The organism is Arcobacter sp. CECT 8985 (assembly GCF_004116495.1).
In the GTDB taxonomy this organism is placed as follows: domain Bacteria; phylum Campylobacterota; class Campylobacteria; order Campylobacterales; family Arcobacteraceae; genus Malaciobacter.
The window spans coordinates 1-18403 of record NZ_PDKC01000004.1 but is presented as its reverse complement, the minus strand read 5'-3'; the positions used below and the strand labels follow the sequence as shown (position 1 = coordinate 18403).

Genomic DNA, 18403 nt, shown 5'->3' with positions numbered 1-18403 from the left:
AAAATATGTTAGGAGTACTAATATTGACTGAAATAGATTATTATGAATTATTAGAAATAAGTAGAGATGCAGACAAAAGTTCAATAAAAAAAGCTTATAGAAAAATGGCAATGAAGTATCACCCTGACAAAAATCCAGATGATACTCAAGCCGAAGAAAAATTTAAAGCTATAAATGAAGCATATCAGATATTGAGTGATGAAGAAAAAAGAGCAATATATGATAGATATGGTAAAGCAGGACTAGAAGGTCACGGACAAGGTGGTGGTTTTTCAAGTGCTGGCTTTGATGATTTAAGTTCAATATTTGAAGAGATGTTCGGGTCTGCCTTCAGTGGTGGCGGTGGTTTTGGTAGCAGAAGACAAAAAAAATCTTATAACTATAATCTAGATATTGGTATAGAGATAGTTGTAGAGTTTAATGAAGCTGTCTTTGGAGCTGCAAAAGATATAACTTATAAATATAAAGAAGCGTGTAGTTCTTGTAAAGGAACTGGTGCAAAAGATGGTAAATTATCAACATGTCCTACTTGTCAAGGTCAAGGTCAAGTGCATATGAGACAAGGATTTATGACATTTGCACAAACATGTCCTACTTGTAATGGTACAGGTGAAGCAAAAATTGATGATTGTAAAAAATGTGGTGGTACAGGATATCATGAAACAGAAGATACATTTGAAATCGATATTCCAGAAGGTGTAAATGATGGAAATAGAATTAGGGTTTCAAAAAGAGGTAACATTGCTCCAGATGGAACAAGAGGTGACCTATATATTCAAATTTCAGTAAAAGAAGATTCTCATTTTGTTAGAAATGGTGATGATATTTATATTGAAATTCCACTATTCTTTACACAAGTGGCACTAGGTGGAAAAATTAAAATTCCAGGTTTAAGAAATGAACTTGAATTAACAATTCCACAAGGTACAAAAGATAAACAACAATTTACATTTAAAAATGAAGGTGTAAAATCTGTTCAAGGTTATGGAAAAGGTGATTTAATTGTTCAAGTTAAAATAAATTATCCAAAATCAATAAATGCAGAACAAAAAGAACTTCTTGAAAAACTTCAAGAAAGTTTTGGTATAGAGAGTAAACCACATGAATCAAGCTTTGAGAATATGTTTGATAAAGTAAAAAAATGGTTCTCATAAAATATAAGTGAAGAAGATTAAACTTCTTTACTTATACTTATTATTAAATCATAAAACTTACTTTTAGATACTTCAATGGATTCATTATTTTCAAATTCTATTAAATTTTTTGCTTCAACTTCGTAATCAGCTCTTTTTAACCTTTTTTCTATTTGTTCAAGGCTTTCTCTGCTTCTTTTTAATAATCTTTGCTTTAATTCATTTTTTTCAAGTGTAATATTAATAGTAAAAACGTTGTTAAATTTATTTTCAAAATCTTTTATTACACTTCTAGATACTGAAATAATATTTGTTTTAGCTTTTAAGCTATTTTTAGGAATACCATAAAAATTGTCATGTGCAAACCATGAAGAGATAAAAAAAGATTGCATTTGTAACTTTTTAAAATTATCTTTTGTTATAAAATGATTATTTTCATGTTCATTACTTTTTCTTGTTATATATCTTCTTACAACATTAATATCTTCTTTATTTTTAAATTGTCTAATTAAAGTATCCTTACCAACTCCACTTGCGCCTACAATTAAAATTATTATTGATGACTCGTTCATATTATTAAAGACAACTTTCTTGTTTTGATAAAAATTTCAATTCATTACAAGAAAACCCTGCTTGTTTTCTTGCTTCAAAATTTATATTATACTTTTTATTTGTACTACCAGGATAGACTTTTTCTAATATTTCAAGATATGTAGATTCTGGATTTAATTTTTGTTTTTTACACTCAAACTTAAACCACTTATCACCTTTTTGTACATGTGTGATCTCTTCTTCTAAGATTATATTTAAAGCATTTAATATTTTTTTATTAAACTGATCTGGATTAGATTTCAATTTTTCCATAATTTTTGGATTTTGTTCTAATCCATTGGCTTCTAAATATCTTGGAACAACTGCCATTCTACTTAATAAATCTGGAGTCAAAACCATTGCTTCAAATAAATTTGTATGAACAGGTATATCTCCATATTTAGTACCAAGTTCATTTAAAAGTTTTTCTATCATTAAAAAATGTCTTATTTCATCTTCTGCAACTTCAAGCCAATCTTCATAATATTTTCTAGGAAGTCCTTTAAATCTAAGTGCTGCATCCAAAGCTAAGTCAATTGCACTATATTCAATATGAGCAATTGTATGTAATAAAAAAGCTTTACCCTCTTTTGTATTTACATATTTTCTTGGTTTAGCTTCACTGGGAGGAACAATATTTAAAATATTTTGATAAGAGGGTTCTTTGATATTTTTAATTTGATATGAATCTAAGAAATCAATCGTAGTTTTTTTAAACTCTTTATAAAATATTTCGAATAATTCAAATTTATTTTTAGGTTCTTGAGCTAACAAAATCTCTTCTAATTGTTTAAAATAATGCATCTTTTACCTCTATATTGTTATAATATATATTATATAGATTTTATCTAAGTAAGGTTTAACATATGCAAATAAAAAGACAACCTATGGGTGATTATCAAACAAATTGTTATATTGTCACAATTGATGGAAAAGATTTAATAATAGATCCAGGTGTAGGTGCAACTTCATGGGTAAAACAAAATACAACTAATCCAATTGCTATTTTAAATACCCATGGTCATTTTGATCATGTTTGGTCAAATGCACAATTAAGTGAAGATTTAAATATAAAAATTTATTGTCCCAAAGATGATGAATTTATGTTAAGAAATCCTTTACGTGGTCTTGAACTTCCTCCTTCAAATGCTGATATATTAGTTGAACATGATGAAGAAATAGACTTTGATGGAATAAAAGTAAAATTTCACTTTTTCCCAGGACATACTCCAGGTTGTTCAGCCATAGAAATAGAAGATAACCTTTTTACAGGTGATTTTATTTTCAAAAACTCTATTGGAAGATGTGATTTTCCATTTTCAAATCCTAAAGATATGAAAGATAGTATTAATAGAGTTTTAAAATGGGATAAAAATTTCAGAATTTTTCCAGGTCATGGAGCACATACAACTCTTTTTCAAGAAAAAGAGTCATTGAGAAATTGGTTAAATTATCTATAATAAAGGCACTAGATGAGTAATAAAATGGTTAATTCTTTTAAACAAATATTAGAAGAAAAAGATCAAGATTTTTTATATTCTGAATTTACAATAAATGAAGAGAAACAGTTAATTAAAATTTTTTCAGATTCTTTAAAATATTTAGAATTATCTTTGAAAAACTGTTATGAAATATCAAGAATTAATATATTATTTAGTGATAAGATAAATAAATATTCTGAATATATTTATAAATCTAAAGAGAATGAAAAAAATGATTTTATTCTTGATTATAGTATTAACCTAAGCAAAAATACTCAAATTACATATGAACTAATAGTTAATAATAAGAAAAATTATCATAAATTACAAGATAATTATGAAGTTTTGATAACAACATTTGACATTATCTCTCAAACACTTTATAATAAATATTTAGAAGAGTGCATAAAGCAACTTTCGTTAAAGGATCAAATTACTGGACTTTATAATAGAAAATATTTGGAACTTTATTTAGATAATATTTTATCTTTATCTAAAAGAGAAGGTAAAAAAATTGCTTTTTTAAAGATTGGAATTGACAAATTTAAAGCTGTAATTGATGAGTTTGACTATAAAATTGGAGATAAGGTTCTAACAACACTTGCAAATTTGTTAAAAAGAACTGTTAGAGCATCTGATCTTGTTGTTAGAGTTGAAGCAGAAGAGTTTCTTGTTGTCTTACTAAATGTAGGTGATGAAGAAAATGCAAAGATGCTTGCAAAGAAAATTATTAATTTGTTTAGTAAAGAAGGTGTAATTGTAAACCAAGCAACAAAGCAAACTCTTTACAAGACAATTTGTATTGGAATCTCTTTATTCCCTGAGGATGCTTATAGCATTGAAGAGATTTTGCGAACATCAGATAATGCACTTTATGAAGCAAGAAATATGGGTAGAAATAAGTGTTTTTTATATAGTGAAAATAAAATGCATACAATAGATCTATTTTAGGATATAACATTGAGAAAAAATATTTTAAATTTAATTAAATCATCGGCAACAAATAAAGAAGATTTTAAAGCATTAGAAGATATCTTTGCTTTATATGATCAATTGCAATTTGCATCAAATATATTGCAAATGTGTGATGATATTTATAATTGGTTACACTCAACTTTTGATATAGATAATATTACAATTTCTTTATTTAATATAGAAACAAATAGTAAAGAAGAGATATTAGAAAAAGGTGACCAATTTTATTTAGATGATAAATTGTCTTTTTTCTTTATTATTAATACACATACTAATTTAAATGCAATAGTATCTTTTTGTGCATCATCAGAATCTCATTTTGATATTTTAGATAACAAATATTCAATAATTGAATCAGCATTTTTTCAAATATCTCCTATTTTACAAAATGGAATAATTAAGAAAAATTATATAGAATCTCAATCTTTAGATTCTGTTACTAATGTTTATAATAGACACTACTTAGTAGAAAATTTAAATAAACAGATAACTTTATCTGGGAAAGAGCATAAAAAAATCTATTTTTTAATGGTAGGAATTGATCACTTTAAAGCTGTTATTGATGAATTTGATTATGATATTGGGGATAGAGTTTTAATTGAACTTGCTAAAGTTATTCATTCAAATATATCAGAATTTGATATGGTTGCAAGATTAACAGGTGATGAATTTTTGATCTCAATTTTAAGCACAGAAAATGATAGTGAAGTAGAAAACATCTCTAATCGAATCATTGAAAACTTTGCTAAAGTTGGTGTTAAGGTATCACATAATCCTGAACAAATACTTAAAAAAACTATTTGTATAGGTTATGATACATATTCGTTTAGTGATAATAAATCTATTGACAATACTATAAAAAATGCTGATATTGCTCTATATGAAGCCAAAAATAAAGGTAGAAGCCAAGTATTTAACTATCAAGACTTATCAGAAGAAGATACAATAGATTTATTCTAATTCTTCTTCTTTGCTTTAACATAAACTCTTTTAGGTGCAGGATAACCTTCTACTGTTTTTGTTTTATCATCTTTATGTAAAAAATCTTCCAAACTTTGATCAAATGACCACTGTGTTTTTCTTTGTTCTTCAGATGTTGTTGTTGTAACAGCAAGTACTTCAATATTTTCAAACCCTGCTCTAGTAAGCCAATTTTTAAGTGCTGAAATTGTTGGAATGAAATATATATTTGGTATTTTTGAATATCTTTTATTTGGCGTTAAGGCAACTTCATCTTCACCATCAATCATAAAAGTATCAATTAATATTTCACCATTTTTATTTAATCCTTTTGCAAGTGATTTTAAACACCCTACTGGATCTGCTCTATGGTATAAAACTCCCAACATAAAAATAAAATCAAAAGTATGATTATAATACTCTAGATGCTCAACTCCCAATTTTTCATAAATAATATTGGATTTAACAAAATGATTTATAAACTCAAACTGTAACATTGTTAAAGCTGATGGATCAAAACCAATTAATCTTTTTGGTTTATCTTCAAGCATTCTAAACATATAATATCCATTGTTACAACCAATATCAGCAACAACTTTATCTTTTAAATTAAAGTGTGGACGAATAAGATTATATTTAATATTACTTTGCCATTCACTATCTATTTCTAATCCAAATAAATTAAATGGACCTTTTCTCCAAGGTATTAATTTTTTTGCAGTATCAACAATTGTTTGATACTCTTCATCAGTTAAATCCTGTCTATTTCCAACAGTAAACCAATCACCATAATCTATATGTAAATTATCTTTAGTAATACCAAAAGATTTTTTTACCTGCTCATACCAAGGCTTTACATTTTTCCATTCTAAACACTTTTGTTTTTCTTTTTTTAGTTCTTCTATATTCATAACGCAATTATATTAAGTATTTGTTAAAAAGATGTTTTAATAATATTGTTCATAAAAAATAAAAATCTATTCTGTTATAATCCTTGATTAATTTTATATGTAGAAAACTACACATAAAATTCACGATGAATTTATATAATATATGCGTATTATTAAATGATAAAAAGATAAAAGGATTTAATTTGAAAAAGGTGACAAATGTTTTGTTTTCTTTTAAAACAACACTTACCTTGCTAATGATTTTAGCAGTTGGTGCAGCTGTTGCTACATTTATAGAAAACGATTATGGTACTTCAACAGCTAGAGTTTTAGTATATAACAACATTTGGTATGAAACAGCATTGGTTTTAACAACTATAAACCTTTGTGGAATAATCTTTAAATACAAGATGTGGAAGCATCCAGCAAGATTTATTTTTCATACTGCATTTGTAGTTATTTTATTAGGTGCAGGTATTACAAGATATATAGGTTATGAAGGTATCATGCACATAAGAGAAGGTCAAAGCCAAGATAAAATGATATCTTTAGAACCTTATTTACAAATAAAAATAAACCAAAAAGATGCGACTTACTATAAAGAGTATAAAAAAGAGTTTGCAAGCACTATTTACGGTGATGATAATAATTCTTTTTCTAAAAAAATATTTGCTAGTATTGTAAAAGCTACAAATAATTTTGAGCATAAAATAAGATTTAATGATAAAGTTTTAGATATAGAATATAACAAATATCTTTTTGTTAAAAAAGGTAAAGCTTCAATGGGAATTTTATCAGTAGATGTTACATTAAATGGAAAAACAAAAACTATAAAACTTCCAGGTAAAAGAGGACAAGAAGGTGTAGTGAAAGTAGAAGACTTTGGGGATACTGTTGTAACTTTAGAATATGGTTCAAAGCTACTTAAACTTCCTTTTGCAATAAAATTAAGAGACTTCCAACTTGATAGATATCCAGGAAGTATGGCACCATCATCTTATGCATCTGAAGTAACAGTTTTAAAACCAAATAAAGATCCATATGATTATAGAATTTTTATGAATAGAACTTTACATGAAGGAAATTTCTTATTCTTCCAAAGCTCATATGATCAAGATGAAAAAGGAACAGTATTGTCTGTAAATCATGATCCAGGAAAATGGCCAACTTACTTAGGTTACTTTTTATTATCACTTGGTTTAATTTGGAACCTTTTTGATAAAAAAAGTAGATTTTGGAAATTAACAAAATATCTAAAAAATAATACAGCTGCTTCTTTAGCATTAGCCTGTTTATTAAGTTTTTCACTTACAACTGATGCAAAAGCAATTGAAACTCAAAGTATTGCAATATCTTCTCAAGATACAGTTATGAATTATTTAAATGCTTTTAAAAAAGATTCAAAAGTAACTGCAGATAAATTTGCACAATTGGTAACTCAAAGTGGTATGGGTAGAATGAAACCTATTGATAGTTTAAATGATGAAATTCTTCACAAAATATCTTCAAGAGGTTCTATGTTTGGTATGGATGCAAATCAAATTGTTCTTGGAATGTTAACTAATCCTTCAGTTTGGAGAAACATTAGAATGATTAAAATCAAAACTCCAAAACTAAAAAAACTATTAGGAATTGATGTATCAAGAAAATATATTGCATTTTCTGATGTATTTACAAAAGATGGTAAATATAAACTTCAAAAAGAAGCACAAATAGCTTCAAGAGCAAAACCTTCTGAAAGAGGAACTTTTGAAAAAGATATTATTAAACTAGATGAAAAACTAAATGTTTCATATATGGTTTTTAATGCAAGTTTATTTAAAATCTTTCCAAAAGTAAAAGATAGTACATCAAATGAAAATAATACATGGTACACTCCATTAGATGCTTTCACTTATTTTAAAGGACAAAATAAAGTAGCAGTAGAGACAATGACAAGAGGTTTTGTAAACTCTGTTATAAATGAAGATTATAAATCAGCTAATAAATTTATTGATATGATTAGTACATATCAGAAAAAAGTTGGTGCAGATATTATTCCAAGTGAATCAAAGATAAATCAAGAGATTTTATTTAATAAACTTGATGTATTCTTTAAACTAACAATTGCTTATTTAATACTTGGTCTTATAATGCTTATTGTTGCATTTTTTGTTGTATTTAATCCAAAAATCAAACCAGTTAAAATTACTAAAGTATTCTTTATTTTATTAGCTATTTTATTTACAATTCATACAGCTGGAATGGGTGTAAGATGGATTATTTCGGGACATGCACCTTGGTCTAATACTTATGAGTCATTATTATATATCTCTTGGTCAGCAGTATTTGCAGGAGTTGTATTCTTTAGAAGATCATTATTGGCTTTAAGTGCTGCAATAATTGTTGCAAGTATCTTTATGTTTACTGCTCACTTAACAAGTATAGATCCACAAATTACAAATCTAGTTCCTGTATTAAAATCATATTGGTTAACTATTCACGTATCTATATTAACAGCTTCATACGGTTTCTTTGGATTAGCAGCAATTTTATGTTATATGTCTTTAATTATGTTTATTTTTAGAAAAAATAGACCACATTTAGACGAAAATATTAAAAATGTTGTTGCTATTACAGAAGTTGCGTTAATTATTGGATTAAGTGCAATTACAATAGGAAACTTCCTTGGTGGTGTTTGGGCAAATGAATCATGGGGTAGATATTGGGGATGGGATCCAAAAGAGACTTGGGCCTATGTTTCAATTGTAATTTATGCATTTGTTGTACATATGAGATTTATTAAAAACTTAAATACTCCTTTTGCTTTATCTGTTGCAGGATTAGTAGCATTTGGTACAATTTTAATGACATATTTTGGAGTAAACTTCTACTTATCAGGAATGCATTCATATGCAACAGGTGATCCTGTTCCAATTCCAATGTGGGTATATTATGTAACAGCAACTGTAATTATTACTATTGCGTTAGCTTCAAAAAACAGAGATATGAAAGATACTATCAAATAAATATCTCATAAAACTAAGAAAGTTCTCTTTCTTAGTTTTTTCTAATTTTTATTAAGCAATCTTTTGCTAAAGTTATCAAATGAAAAACTTAATTTTTTTAACAATCTTTGCAATTTTATTTTCATTTGGAATATATTACAATGAAAACTATTTTTTTGAGAAAAAGCCTTCAAAAAAAGAAATAGAAAAAAAAGAGAAAAAAATATCAGTAATTGATAAAAAAGTTCAATCAATTTTTAAAAATAATTCAAAAATCATTTTAGATAAAAAAGATTCCATAATATTTTTTACAAATGACAAAAGTAACAAATCAACTAAATTAAAAGAAATATTATTATCATCAAAAGAGTTGCAAAATAAACTAAAAATTAATGTAAATGCATACTATATAGATACAAGTAAAAAACAAAGCCATATAATAGACTATGAAGATAAACAACTTAAAATAGATACACAAACTATGACTAGTTTATATAATATCGATACAACCCCTACTTTAATCTTTCTTGATATGCACAATTATGAAATATTTTCATTAACAGGATTAATATCAAAAGAACAGCTAATTTCAACTTTAGAATTTATAAAAAATCGGCTTTATAAAAATAAAGATAGAAAAAGTGGTGAAGTATATAATAGTTTGATTGAATATTATAAAAAAAATAATATTACTATAAAAAGCTTTATAAAATAAAAATATCTTAATCTTAAAAGGTTATAATCTTTTTTATCTTAAATAAAAGGGATTAATATTGAGCCAAATAATTGAAATATTTAAAGAAATTACTAATATTCCTAGATGTAGTGGAACTCATCAGCCATTTATAGACTTTATGAAAGAGTACGCTAAAAAATATAACTATCAATGTTTAATAGATGAAACAAATAATATTTTATGTAAAAAAGAGAATTCAAATTCAAAATTAAGCTTTCAAAGCCACTATGATATTGTTTGCTTAAGTGATAATTGTGTTCCACAAATCCTTCAAGAAGGTGACATTTTAAAAGCAAAGGACTCTACACTTGGAAGTGATAATGGAATGGGATGTTCATATATGCTTTATCTTATGAGCCAAAATTATGATTGTGAATTTTTATTTACTAGTGATGAAGAAATTGGACTTATTGGAGCAAATAATTTAAATTTGGAATTAAAATCAAAATATATGCTAAATTTGGATAGCGAAGAAGAAGGTGAAATTTGTATTGGTTGTGCAGGAGGAGTTGATATTTTTGGAAAAAACTTTAATAAAAAAATTATAAAAAATGATGAAAATCTTGATTTATATGAAATTTCAATATCAAATTTACAAGGTGGACATAGTGGCGTTGATATTGATAAAAATATTCCTAATGCTATTAAACTATTAGCTAAAACATTAAAAGAGTGTGATGCAAAACTTTTAGATATAAATGCAGGTGAGAGAATCAACTCAATACCAGCAAATGCAAAAGCAATAATTGCAACAAACAAAACTCCTATCTCTTCACATGAAAATATGAAAATTGAAAAAATTGATACAAAATCAGAACATTTAAATATTTTTGATGACAAAATTATTGATTTTCTTTATACTTTTGCAAATGGAGTAAGAGGATATGATAAAAACTTAGGTGTAGTTTTAAACTCTATTAACTTAGCTAAAATAGAAACTACAATAGATAGTATAAATGTAGAGTTAAGTGCAAGATCAATGGAAAATAGTGAATTAAAAGCTATTAAAGAAGAAACAGTAGTTCTTCTTAAAAATCACAACTTTGAAGTAACAACAGCAGGAAAATATCCAGCTTGGAAACCAGATATTAATGAATTTACAAATATAGTATTAGAAACATATAAAAAATATAATAAAGATGCTTCACTTGAAGCAATTCATGCAGGACTAGAGTGTGCTATTTTCAAAGATAAGTTTCCTGATATAAAAGTAGCTTCTATAGGACCTACTATAAACTTCCCTCACTCGAAAAAAGAGCAAGTTAGTATAAAATCAGTTGAAAAAGTTTTTGAAGTAGTAAAAGAGATCACAGATAAATTTGTATAAAAGAAAAACTCTTTTATACAAATTTTGAATTTACAAGTTTAAATATTTTTTGTCCCAATTGATGAAGTTTTTCTTCATTCATTCTTACTGACAATCCAGATATTCCAACAGGTCCAACAAACTGCCCTCTTTTATTAAAATATGGAACAGCAACAGAACATAAACCAAATTCATGTTCTTCAATACCAACTGAATACCCTTTTTGAGATACAAGTTCTATTTCTTTTTTTAATTTTGTTATACTAGTAATTGTATTTGTTGTGAACTTTTTTAATTCAATTGTTTCTATATCAACATCTTTAGAAAAAGCTAATATAACTTTACCAAAAGCATTTGTATGTAAAGGAGCATGCAAACCAACAGAATCTATAGTTTTTAATACTCTTTTTGATTTATCAACTTGATTTAAATATAAAACTGAATTATTATCTAAAATTCCAATATATGCACATTCATCAGTTAAATAAAAAATTTCATCGAGTAAAGCTTTTGTTTTCTCAACAACTTTTTCTCTACTGTCTTTATGCATTACTTTTCTTAAGATATCACTTAGAATAATCTCTTTTGTATTATCTTTATACTCAATAAATTCTTCTTGCATTAATGTTGTAATCAATCTTGACATTGTACTTTTATCTATTTGTAATTTTTGACATAAAATATTTGCAGTTAAGGGTTTATTACTAGACATAATCTCTTTTAAAACACATAAACCTTTTGATAATGATTTATTTTGTCTTTGCACAATAATCTTCTTTTTTTTATTTTTTTATTATGATACCTTTGTTTTTATTAAACAGAATTTATATACCATTTTATTAACCACCAAAGATAAATTATGTTACAAATATGTAAAATTTAATTTTTTTTCAAAATATTTTTTTTAGTATATGAGAAGAACAAAAATATTTTTCTCACTATGTGAAACTCCCTTTTATAATTCTCACAAAAGAGACTATATGATGGTATCTACAGAGATTATTAAATTAATATTAATTATATTTTTATATGTAAAAATTATGTAATAGTTTATTTTTCATATGTCTTAATGTCATCAAGACATCACAGTAATCCTGTGATTTTACCTAATTTTTCTAAATGAGATCCATTTGGAAAAATTCATAAACAAATAATAGAAAATAAATTAAAAGGTAAAATTATGACTTCATCACACTTAGATTTATCAAAATTAACGGCAAATGATGATTTAACTCCAGTTCTTGGTGGTTATTGGCCGGGTATTCAAATATATTATCCACCTATTAAATTTAATCCATTAGATGGTTCATATGAAAGTATGGAACAAGCAAAACTAAGATTGCAAAAACATGCATATAAAACAAAAGCACATACTGTACTTTTTGACTTAGAAGATGGCTGTAGACAAAAAGCAATGAGTAGAGAGCTTTTGATTCAAGAATTACCAAAGTTTCCCCAAAGAAACTTTCAAATAGCAGTAAGAATTAATCCTTTTAGAACAGAAGAGTATGAAGAGGATTTAAAAATGTTAAAACAAATTCATAAATATATTGATGTTATTGTTTTAGCAAAAGCAGGAGAAGTATATGGTGATGCAGAGATTAGAGATCTTTCATCTTGGTTAGTTTCAATAAATGCAAATTTAACAATTCAACCAATTATTGAACATCCTAAGTCACTACAAATTGCAGCTGATTTGATGGACTATTCTACTGTAAAACATGTAGTTTTTGGAATTCATGATTTTTCTAAAGCAATGGCTTATAAAATCACTCCAGATGGATGGATTGATGAATTAAAAACATTTTTTAATATTCTTACAATGGAAGCAAGAATTAAAGGTGCAGGAGTAATTGGTGGAGTTGAAGTAATGCTTACTCCAAACTCGCTTCCAGATTCTTGTTTAGAGAAAAAAGATATTAGAAGATGGTTAGATTTACATGGAGATGATGCTTCAAGACATGTATATTCTCATGCAAAAAAAGAGTGTGCAATGGGACTTACAGGTAAACAAGTAATTACACCAAACCATATTAATGTATGTAAAGTTGCATTTACACCAAGTCCAAAAGAAATAGAAAAAGATGTAGGTATACTAAAAGCTGCTATTGAAGCAGATGCTCTATTAAGTGGAGCTATTCGATTTGAAGGTGAGATGTTAGATCCACCAATGTTCGGAAAAGCATTACAAAATATTTTAAGAGCATACGCTTTAAGAAGTTTGAGTACAGAACATCAAGATTTTGCATTAACAGTACTAAATAAAATGCCAATACATACATTTAGAGAAAACTGGCCATATGGTCAAATATAGTAAGGAGTTAAAAGATGAGTTCTACAATTAAAATTAATGTACCTGAATTTTTAAATATTGGGGTTGCTTGTACTTCTGCACATTTAGGAACAGAAAATGAAAACAATACTGCAATGATAATTGAAGATGATAAACTTGGAACAGATAAAATAACTTATAAACAATTATCTGAAAAATCTGACCAAGTTTGCAACTTCCTTACACAAATTGGATTAGAACCAAGAGATAGAGTATTAGTATGCTTAAAAAACTCTATTGCATACCCTATTTCATTTTTTGGTGCTATTAAAGCAGGAATTATTGCTGTTCCTACATCAACACTTTTAAGTGGATCAGAAGTTAAATACCTTGCAGAAGATTCACAAGCAAGTGCAATTGTTATGTCTTCATCTATGTATGAGAATTTAGTTCCATATTTAGAAAATGTGGATAACTTAAAAACTATTATAGTTGCAGGAATAGATAGTATAGATGATTACAAAAAACCAAAAGGTATTAATGTATATGCACTAAATGAAATATTAAAAAATACAGATAAAACACCAAATCATTATAATGCAAAATCAGGTGAACCTGCATATTTAGTTTATACATCAGGAACAACTGGTTATCCAAAAGGAGTATTGCACTCTCATAGATCACTTGTAGGAAGAACTCCTGCAACTGAATATTGGTTTAACTTTAAGAAAAATGACAGAATTATGCATTCTGGGAAATTTAACTGGACTTATGTTTTAGGTTCTGCATTAATGGATCCTTTATATAATGGACATACAGTTATTGCATATGAAGGAGCAAATGATGCTTCAACATGGATTGATCTAATCAAAAAACATGAGTGTACAATTTTTATTGGTGTTCCTACAATATATAGACAAATCATTCAAAAAACAGATTTTACAATTGATGATTGTCCAAGTTTGAGATATTGTATGAGTGCAGGAGAACATCTTTCAACTGAGATGATTGAAGCTTGGAGAAAAAGATTTAAACAAGATATTTTTGAAGCAATTGGAATGAGTGAATGTTCTTATTATATTTCACATTCAGTTAATAATCCAATTAGACCAGGAAGTGCAGGTTTTGTTCAACCAGGACATACTGTAAAACTTTTAAATCCTGAAACACTTGAAGAAGTTGGTGTTGAAGAGGAAGGAATGATCAGTATTGGTGTTGATGATCCAGGACTATTTTTGGAATATTGGCAATTAGAAGAAGAGACATTAAAAGCTAAGCATGATGGATATTTCTTTACTGGTGATTATGCAAAAAAAGATAAAGATGGATATATCTGGTTTATTGGTAGAAAAGATGACATCATCAATACATTTGGATTTAGAGTATCTCCACATGAAGTAGAAAGAGTAGTAAAAACTCATAAATTAGTAGCAGATTGTGTTGCTTTTGGATTTGAATTAGAAAAAGATAAAACATTAGTTTCTATTGCAGTTATTGGTCATAAAGAATTAACTAAAGAACAAGAAGCTGAAATATTAGCATTTGCACAAGCAAATTTAGCTAAATATAAAGCTCCTAAAAAAATATTTAGTTTAAAAGATTATCCAAGAACTAAAAACGGAAAAGTATTAAGAAAACAACTTATAAAAAATATTCAAGATGCAGAAGAAGCAAGAGCAGCAGGAGAACATATTATTGAATATAGAGCAAGAAGATCTATGCTTTTTGTTCCTGCATACAATAAACAAAATGTTCAAAAAGCAAAAACTGTATTAGCAGATACTGTTATTTTTGACTTTGAAGCAATTTTACAAGGACAAAGAGAAGTAGGAAGAGAAGTTTTAAAATCTGTTTTTGATGAATTTAAAGGGAATTTTGGTGACTCTGAAAAAGTTATTAGAGTTAATAACTTAAATACAGAAGATATTAAAAAAGATTTAGAGTTAGCAAAAAAAATCGATATTGATGGTATTTTATTTTCTAAAATTGACTCAAAAGATGATGTTTTAGAAGCGGTAAGACTTATTGATGAAATTGATAAAAATTTAACTTTAATGATAATGATTGAAACACCTATTTCTGTTTTAAATATTCAAGAAATTTGTAGTGCAAGTTCAAGAGTTGAAGTTGTTGTTGCTGGTTCAAATAAACTTGCTAATAGACTTCAAATAGATATGAAAAAAGGCTCAAAAGCTATGTTTAATTATCTATCACAAATTGCACTTGCTGCAAAAGCATTTGGTAAATTTGTAATAGATGGACCATATTATGATGTACATGATGAATTTGCTTGTGAAGATTCAACAAAAGATGCTTATTATTTAGGATTTGATGGAAAATCATTAATTCATCCAGTTCAAATTGAGTATATAAATGATATTTTTACTCCAAAACAAACAGATATTTCTGCATACGAAGAGATGATAGAGAAATATGAAGAAGCAGCAAAAGATGGTAGAGAAGTTATTGTTTATAACAATAAACTAATTGATAGTTCTAGAATAAAATGGGCCAAAAAAAGAATTTCTTTATATGAAACATATAAAGCATTAGGTCAAAACCTTTTTGATAAGTAAGGAGTTTATTTTGTCTAAAATTAATTTAGGTAACTTTTTCGAAGATTTCGAAATTGGACAGAAAATAGTACACCCTCTTCCAAGAACAATTACAGATGGTGATGTATCTTTTTACATCGCCTTAACAGGAAGTAGATTTGCATTGCATTCGTCAGATGTTTTAGCTCAAAAAATGGGTTATAAAAACAAACCCCTTGATGATTTATTAATGTTTCACTTAACATTTGGTAAGTCAGTTCAAGACATATCTTTAAATGCAATTGCAAATTTAGGTTATGCAGAAGTTAGTTTTGCAAATCCTGTATATGTTGGTGATACTGTAAGACTAGAAACAGAAGTAATTGGATTAAAAGAGAATTCAAATGGAAAAAGTGGAGTTGTTTATGTTCATTCAATTGGTTATAACCAAGATGAGCAAGAGGTTCTAAATTTAAAAAGATGGGTTATGGTTCATAAAAAGAACAAAGATCAAATAACTGGAATAAAACAGATTCCAACATTTGAAAAAACTCAACCAATTGTAGAAAATATTAATATTCCTATTCAAAAAGATATTGATACAAATGCAACAGGTGGAAAGTTTTTCTTTGAAGATTATGAAAAAGGTGAAAGATTAAATCATCCAGAAGGTATTACAATTGATGATAGTGACCATACTTTAGCAACAAAATTATACCAAAATAATGCAAAAGTACATTTTGATGATTTTATGATGAAAGATACACTAATGGGTCAAAGACTTATGTATGGTGGTCATGTTATTTCTATTGCAAGAAGTATTTCATTTAACGGTTTACAAAATGCACAATGGATTTACTCTATAAATAGTGGAGCACATGCAAATCCAACTTATGCAAAAGATACAATCTATGCATATACTGAAATAATTGAAACAATTGATCACAAAAGAGATGATATTGGATTACTAAGATTAAGAACTGTTGGTCTTAAAAACCAAAGACCTGAAGAGACTAAAACAATATTTGATGAAAATGGTAAATACCTACCAAATGTAGTTTTAGATTTAGATTACACTGTAGTAATTCCCAAAAAAAGTAAATAAGACAAAGGTAATTCGTTGCCTTCTTTAGGATTTTGTTTCTTTTAGTAAAATTTACTTACATAAAAAAGAAAACATTAAATAAAAGACAAACATTAAAATTTATAAAACTTAAAAAGGAAAATATTATGACACATCCAAATAAAGCACTATTCGAATCAGGAAAATCTTTACCAATTATCCCTTCATGCGAGCATTTTGCGGGAAGTGAAAAACTAATTTTAAAAGCATTTGAAATGCAAAAAAAATTAGGTCCAGTATTTGATATCACTTGTGACTGCGAAGATGGAGCAGAAACAGGAAAAGAAGTAGAACATGCAAATATGATTGTAAGAGTTGTAAATTCTGAAGCAAATCCATATGGTATGGCGGGGACAAGAATTCATGATTTTTCTCATGCAGATTGGAGACAAGATGTTGATATTTTAGTAGCTGGTGCTGGAGAAAAGCTTGCTTATATTACTTTACCAAAATCAACTTGTTATGAAGATGTAAAAACTCAAGTTGAGTATATTCAAAAAGTAGCAAAAGAATCAGGCATCACTAAAGAAATACCTATTCATATTTTAATAGAGACTCATGGTGCATTAAATGATGTAGAAAAAATTGCTACTTTACCTTGGCTTCAAGTATTAGATTTTGGTTTAATGGATTTTGTTTCTGGTTATCAAGGAGCAATTCCAGCAAGTAATATGAGAAGTCCTGGGCAATTTACTCATAGATTAATAGCTGCAGCAAAAGCTAGAGTTTGTCAAGCAGCTATCCAAAATCATGTTATTCCTTGTCATAATGTTACACTTGATTTAAAAAATCCATATCAAACATTTAAAGATGCAGAAATTGCAAGAAATGAATTTGGATTTATGAGAATGTGGTCAATTTATCCAACACAAATTCAATCTATTGTAGATGCAATGAAACCAGACTTTACAGAATTACAAGCAGCGCAAAATATTTTATTGAAAGCTCAAGATGCTGAATGGGGACCAATTCAGTATGATGGAGAGCTTCATGATAGAGCTACATACAGATATTTTTGGGAACTTGTGCAAAGAGGTCACTTTTCTGGACAAAAATTACAAGAAGAAGTGACAAAAAGATTTTTTTCATAAACAAATATGTATAATATGCGTCACTTCGTAAGTGAAAGGAAATAATGTAAATGAAAATAATAAAAGAGCAAGATATAATAGATAGTATAGCAGGGGCCTGTCAATATATATCATATTATCATCCAGAAGATTTTGTAAAAGCAATGGTAGAAGCATATGAAAAAGAGGAATCACAAGCAGCAAAAAATGCGATAGCGCAGATTCTAATAAACTCAAAGATGTGTGCGATGGGGCACAGACCATTATGCCAAGATACAGGATCAGTAAATATATTTATCAAAGTGGGATTAAACGCAAAATTAGAATTAAGTAAAGAACTAGAAG

Annotated in this window: 16 protein-coding genes; 12 read left to right on the top strand and 4 right to left on the bottom strand. The window is 27.2% G+C overall.

Annotated features, from left to right (window positions below; all coding sequences use genetic code 11):
- Window positions 1-23: 23 nt before the first annotated feature.
- A complete protein-coding gene (gene dnaJ, locus CRU93_RS03110) occupies window positions 24-1154 on the top strand; it encodes a molecular chaperone DnaJ (protein ID WP_129102727.1) in 1131 nt (376 codons plus the stop codon).
- A gap of 17 nt (window positions 1155-1171) precedes the next feature.
- Here the strand turns inward: dnaJ and CRU93_RS03105 are convergent, their stop codons facing one another.
- Together CRU93_RS03105 and CRU93_RS03100 are read right to left on the bottom strand one after the other, a co-directional pair.
- Complete coding sequence (locus CRU93_RS03105) at window positions 1172-1705, bottom strand: AAA family ATPase (RefSeq protein ID WP_129102726.1); 534 nt, start codon at window positions 1703-1705, stop codon at window positions 1172-1174.
- Window positions 1706-1709: 4 nt separating this feature from the next.
- Entirely contained in the window at window positions 1710-2528 is an 819-nt protein-coding gene (locus CRU93_RS03100) for a ferritin-like domain-containing protein (protein WP_129102725.1), read from the bottom strand.
- A gap of 62 nt (window positions 2529-2590) precedes the next feature.
- On the opposite strand from CRU93_RS03100, the gene CRU93_RS03095 reads away from it, so the two are divergent.
- From CRU93_RS03095 to CRU93_RS03085, 3 genes are read left to right on the top strand one after another with little or no spacing between them, the layout of a single operon-like run.
- Window positions 2591-3184, top strand: coding sequence for an MBL fold metallo-hydrolase (locus CRU93_RS03095; RefSeq protein ID WP_129102724.1), 594 nt, complete (start codon window positions 2591-2593; stop codon window positions 3182-3184).
- A 12-nt stretch (window positions 3185-3196) separates the two neighbouring features.
- Window positions 3197-4156 carry a GGDEF domain-containing protein gene (locus tag CRU93_RS03090; RefSeq protein WP_129102723.1) on the top strand — a complete coding sequence of 320 codons (960 nt, stop codon included), beginning with the start codon at window positions 3197-3199 and terminating at the stop codon, window positions 4154-4156.
- A gap of 9 nt (window positions 4157-4165) precedes the next feature.
- Complete coding sequence (locus tag CRU93_RS03085) at window positions 4166-5140, top strand: GGDEF domain-containing protein (RefSeq protein WP_129102722.1); 975 nt, start codon at window positions 4166-4168, stop codon at window positions 5138-5140.
- Here CRU93_RS03085 and cmoB read toward each other — a convergent pair.
- The gene (gene cmoB, locus CRU93_RS03080) at window positions 5137-6051 is read right to left on the bottom strand and encodes a tRNA 5-methoxyuridine(34)/uridine 5-oxyacetic acid(34) synthase CmoB (protein WP_129102721.1); all 915 of its coding nucleotides are present in this window, start codon (window positions 6049-6051) and stop codon (window positions 5137-5139) included. The genes CRU93_RS03085 and cmoB overlap by 4 nt on opposite strands.
- A gap of 191 nt (window positions 6052-6242) precedes the next feature.
- Between cmoB and ccsA the strand changes: the two genes are divergently transcribed.
- The 3 genes from ccsA (at window position 6243) to CRU93_RS03065 (ending at window position 11080) form a co-directional block, all read left to right on the top strand.
- Entirely contained in the window at window positions 6243-9038 is a 2796-nt protein-coding gene (ccsA, locus tag CRU93_RS03075; RefSeq protein ID WP_258238821.1) for a cytochrome c biogenesis protein CcsA, read from the top strand.
- A 79-nt stretch (window positions 9039-9117) separates the two neighbouring features.
- A complete protein-coding gene (locus CRU93_RS03070; RefSeq protein ID WP_129102719.1) occupies window positions 9118-9732 on the top strand; it encodes a thioredoxin fold domain-containing protein in 615 nt (204 codons plus the stop codon).
- Between the two features lie 58 nt (window positions 9733-9790).
- Complete coding sequence (locus CRU93_RS03065) at window positions 9791-11080, top strand: M20/M25/M40 family metallo-hydrolase (protein WP_129102718.1); 1290 nt, start codon at window positions 9791-9793, stop codon at window positions 11078-11080.
- A gap of 13 nt (window positions 11081-11093) precedes the next feature.
- Here CRU93_RS03065 and CRU93_RS03060 read toward each other — a convergent pair whose 3' ends face one another.
- A complete protein-coding gene (locus CRU93_RS03060; RefSeq protein ID WP_129102717.1) occupies window positions 11094-11825 on the bottom strand; it encodes an IclR family transcriptional regulator in 732 nt (243 codons plus the stop codon).
- A 414-nt stretch (window positions 11826-12239) separates the two neighbouring features.
- On the opposite strand from CRU93_RS03060, the gene CRU93_RS03055 reads away from it, so the two are divergent.
- From CRU93_RS03055 to CRU93_RS03035, 5 genes are all read left to right on the top strand, one after another.
- Entirely contained in the window at window positions 12240-13373 is a 1134-nt protein-coding gene (locus CRU93_RS03055) for a CoA ester lyase (RefSeq protein WP_129102716.1), read from the top strand.
- Between the two features lie 14 nt (window positions 13374-13387).
- A complete protein-coding gene (locus tag CRU93_RS03050; protein WP_129102715.1) occupies window positions 13388-15907 on the top strand; it encodes an aldolase/citrate lyase family protein in 2520 nt (839 codons plus the stop codon).
- Window positions 15908-15917: 10 nt separating this feature from the next.
- A complete protein-coding gene (locus CRU93_RS03045; protein WP_129102714.1) occupies window positions 15918-16970 on the top strand; it encodes a MaoC family dehydratase in 1053 nt (350 codons plus the stop codon).
- 125 nt (window positions 16971-17095) lie between these two features.
- Window positions 17096-18079, top strand: coding sequence for a CoA ester lyase (locus CRU93_RS03040; RefSeq protein WP_129102713.1), 984 nt, complete (start codon window positions 17096-17098; stop codon window positions 18077-18079).
- 50 nt (window positions 18080-18129) lie between these two features.
- On the top strand, window positions 18130-18403 hold a 274-nt coding region (locus CRU93_RS03035; RefSeq protein WP_258238816.1), incomplete at its 3' end, for a fumarate hydratase.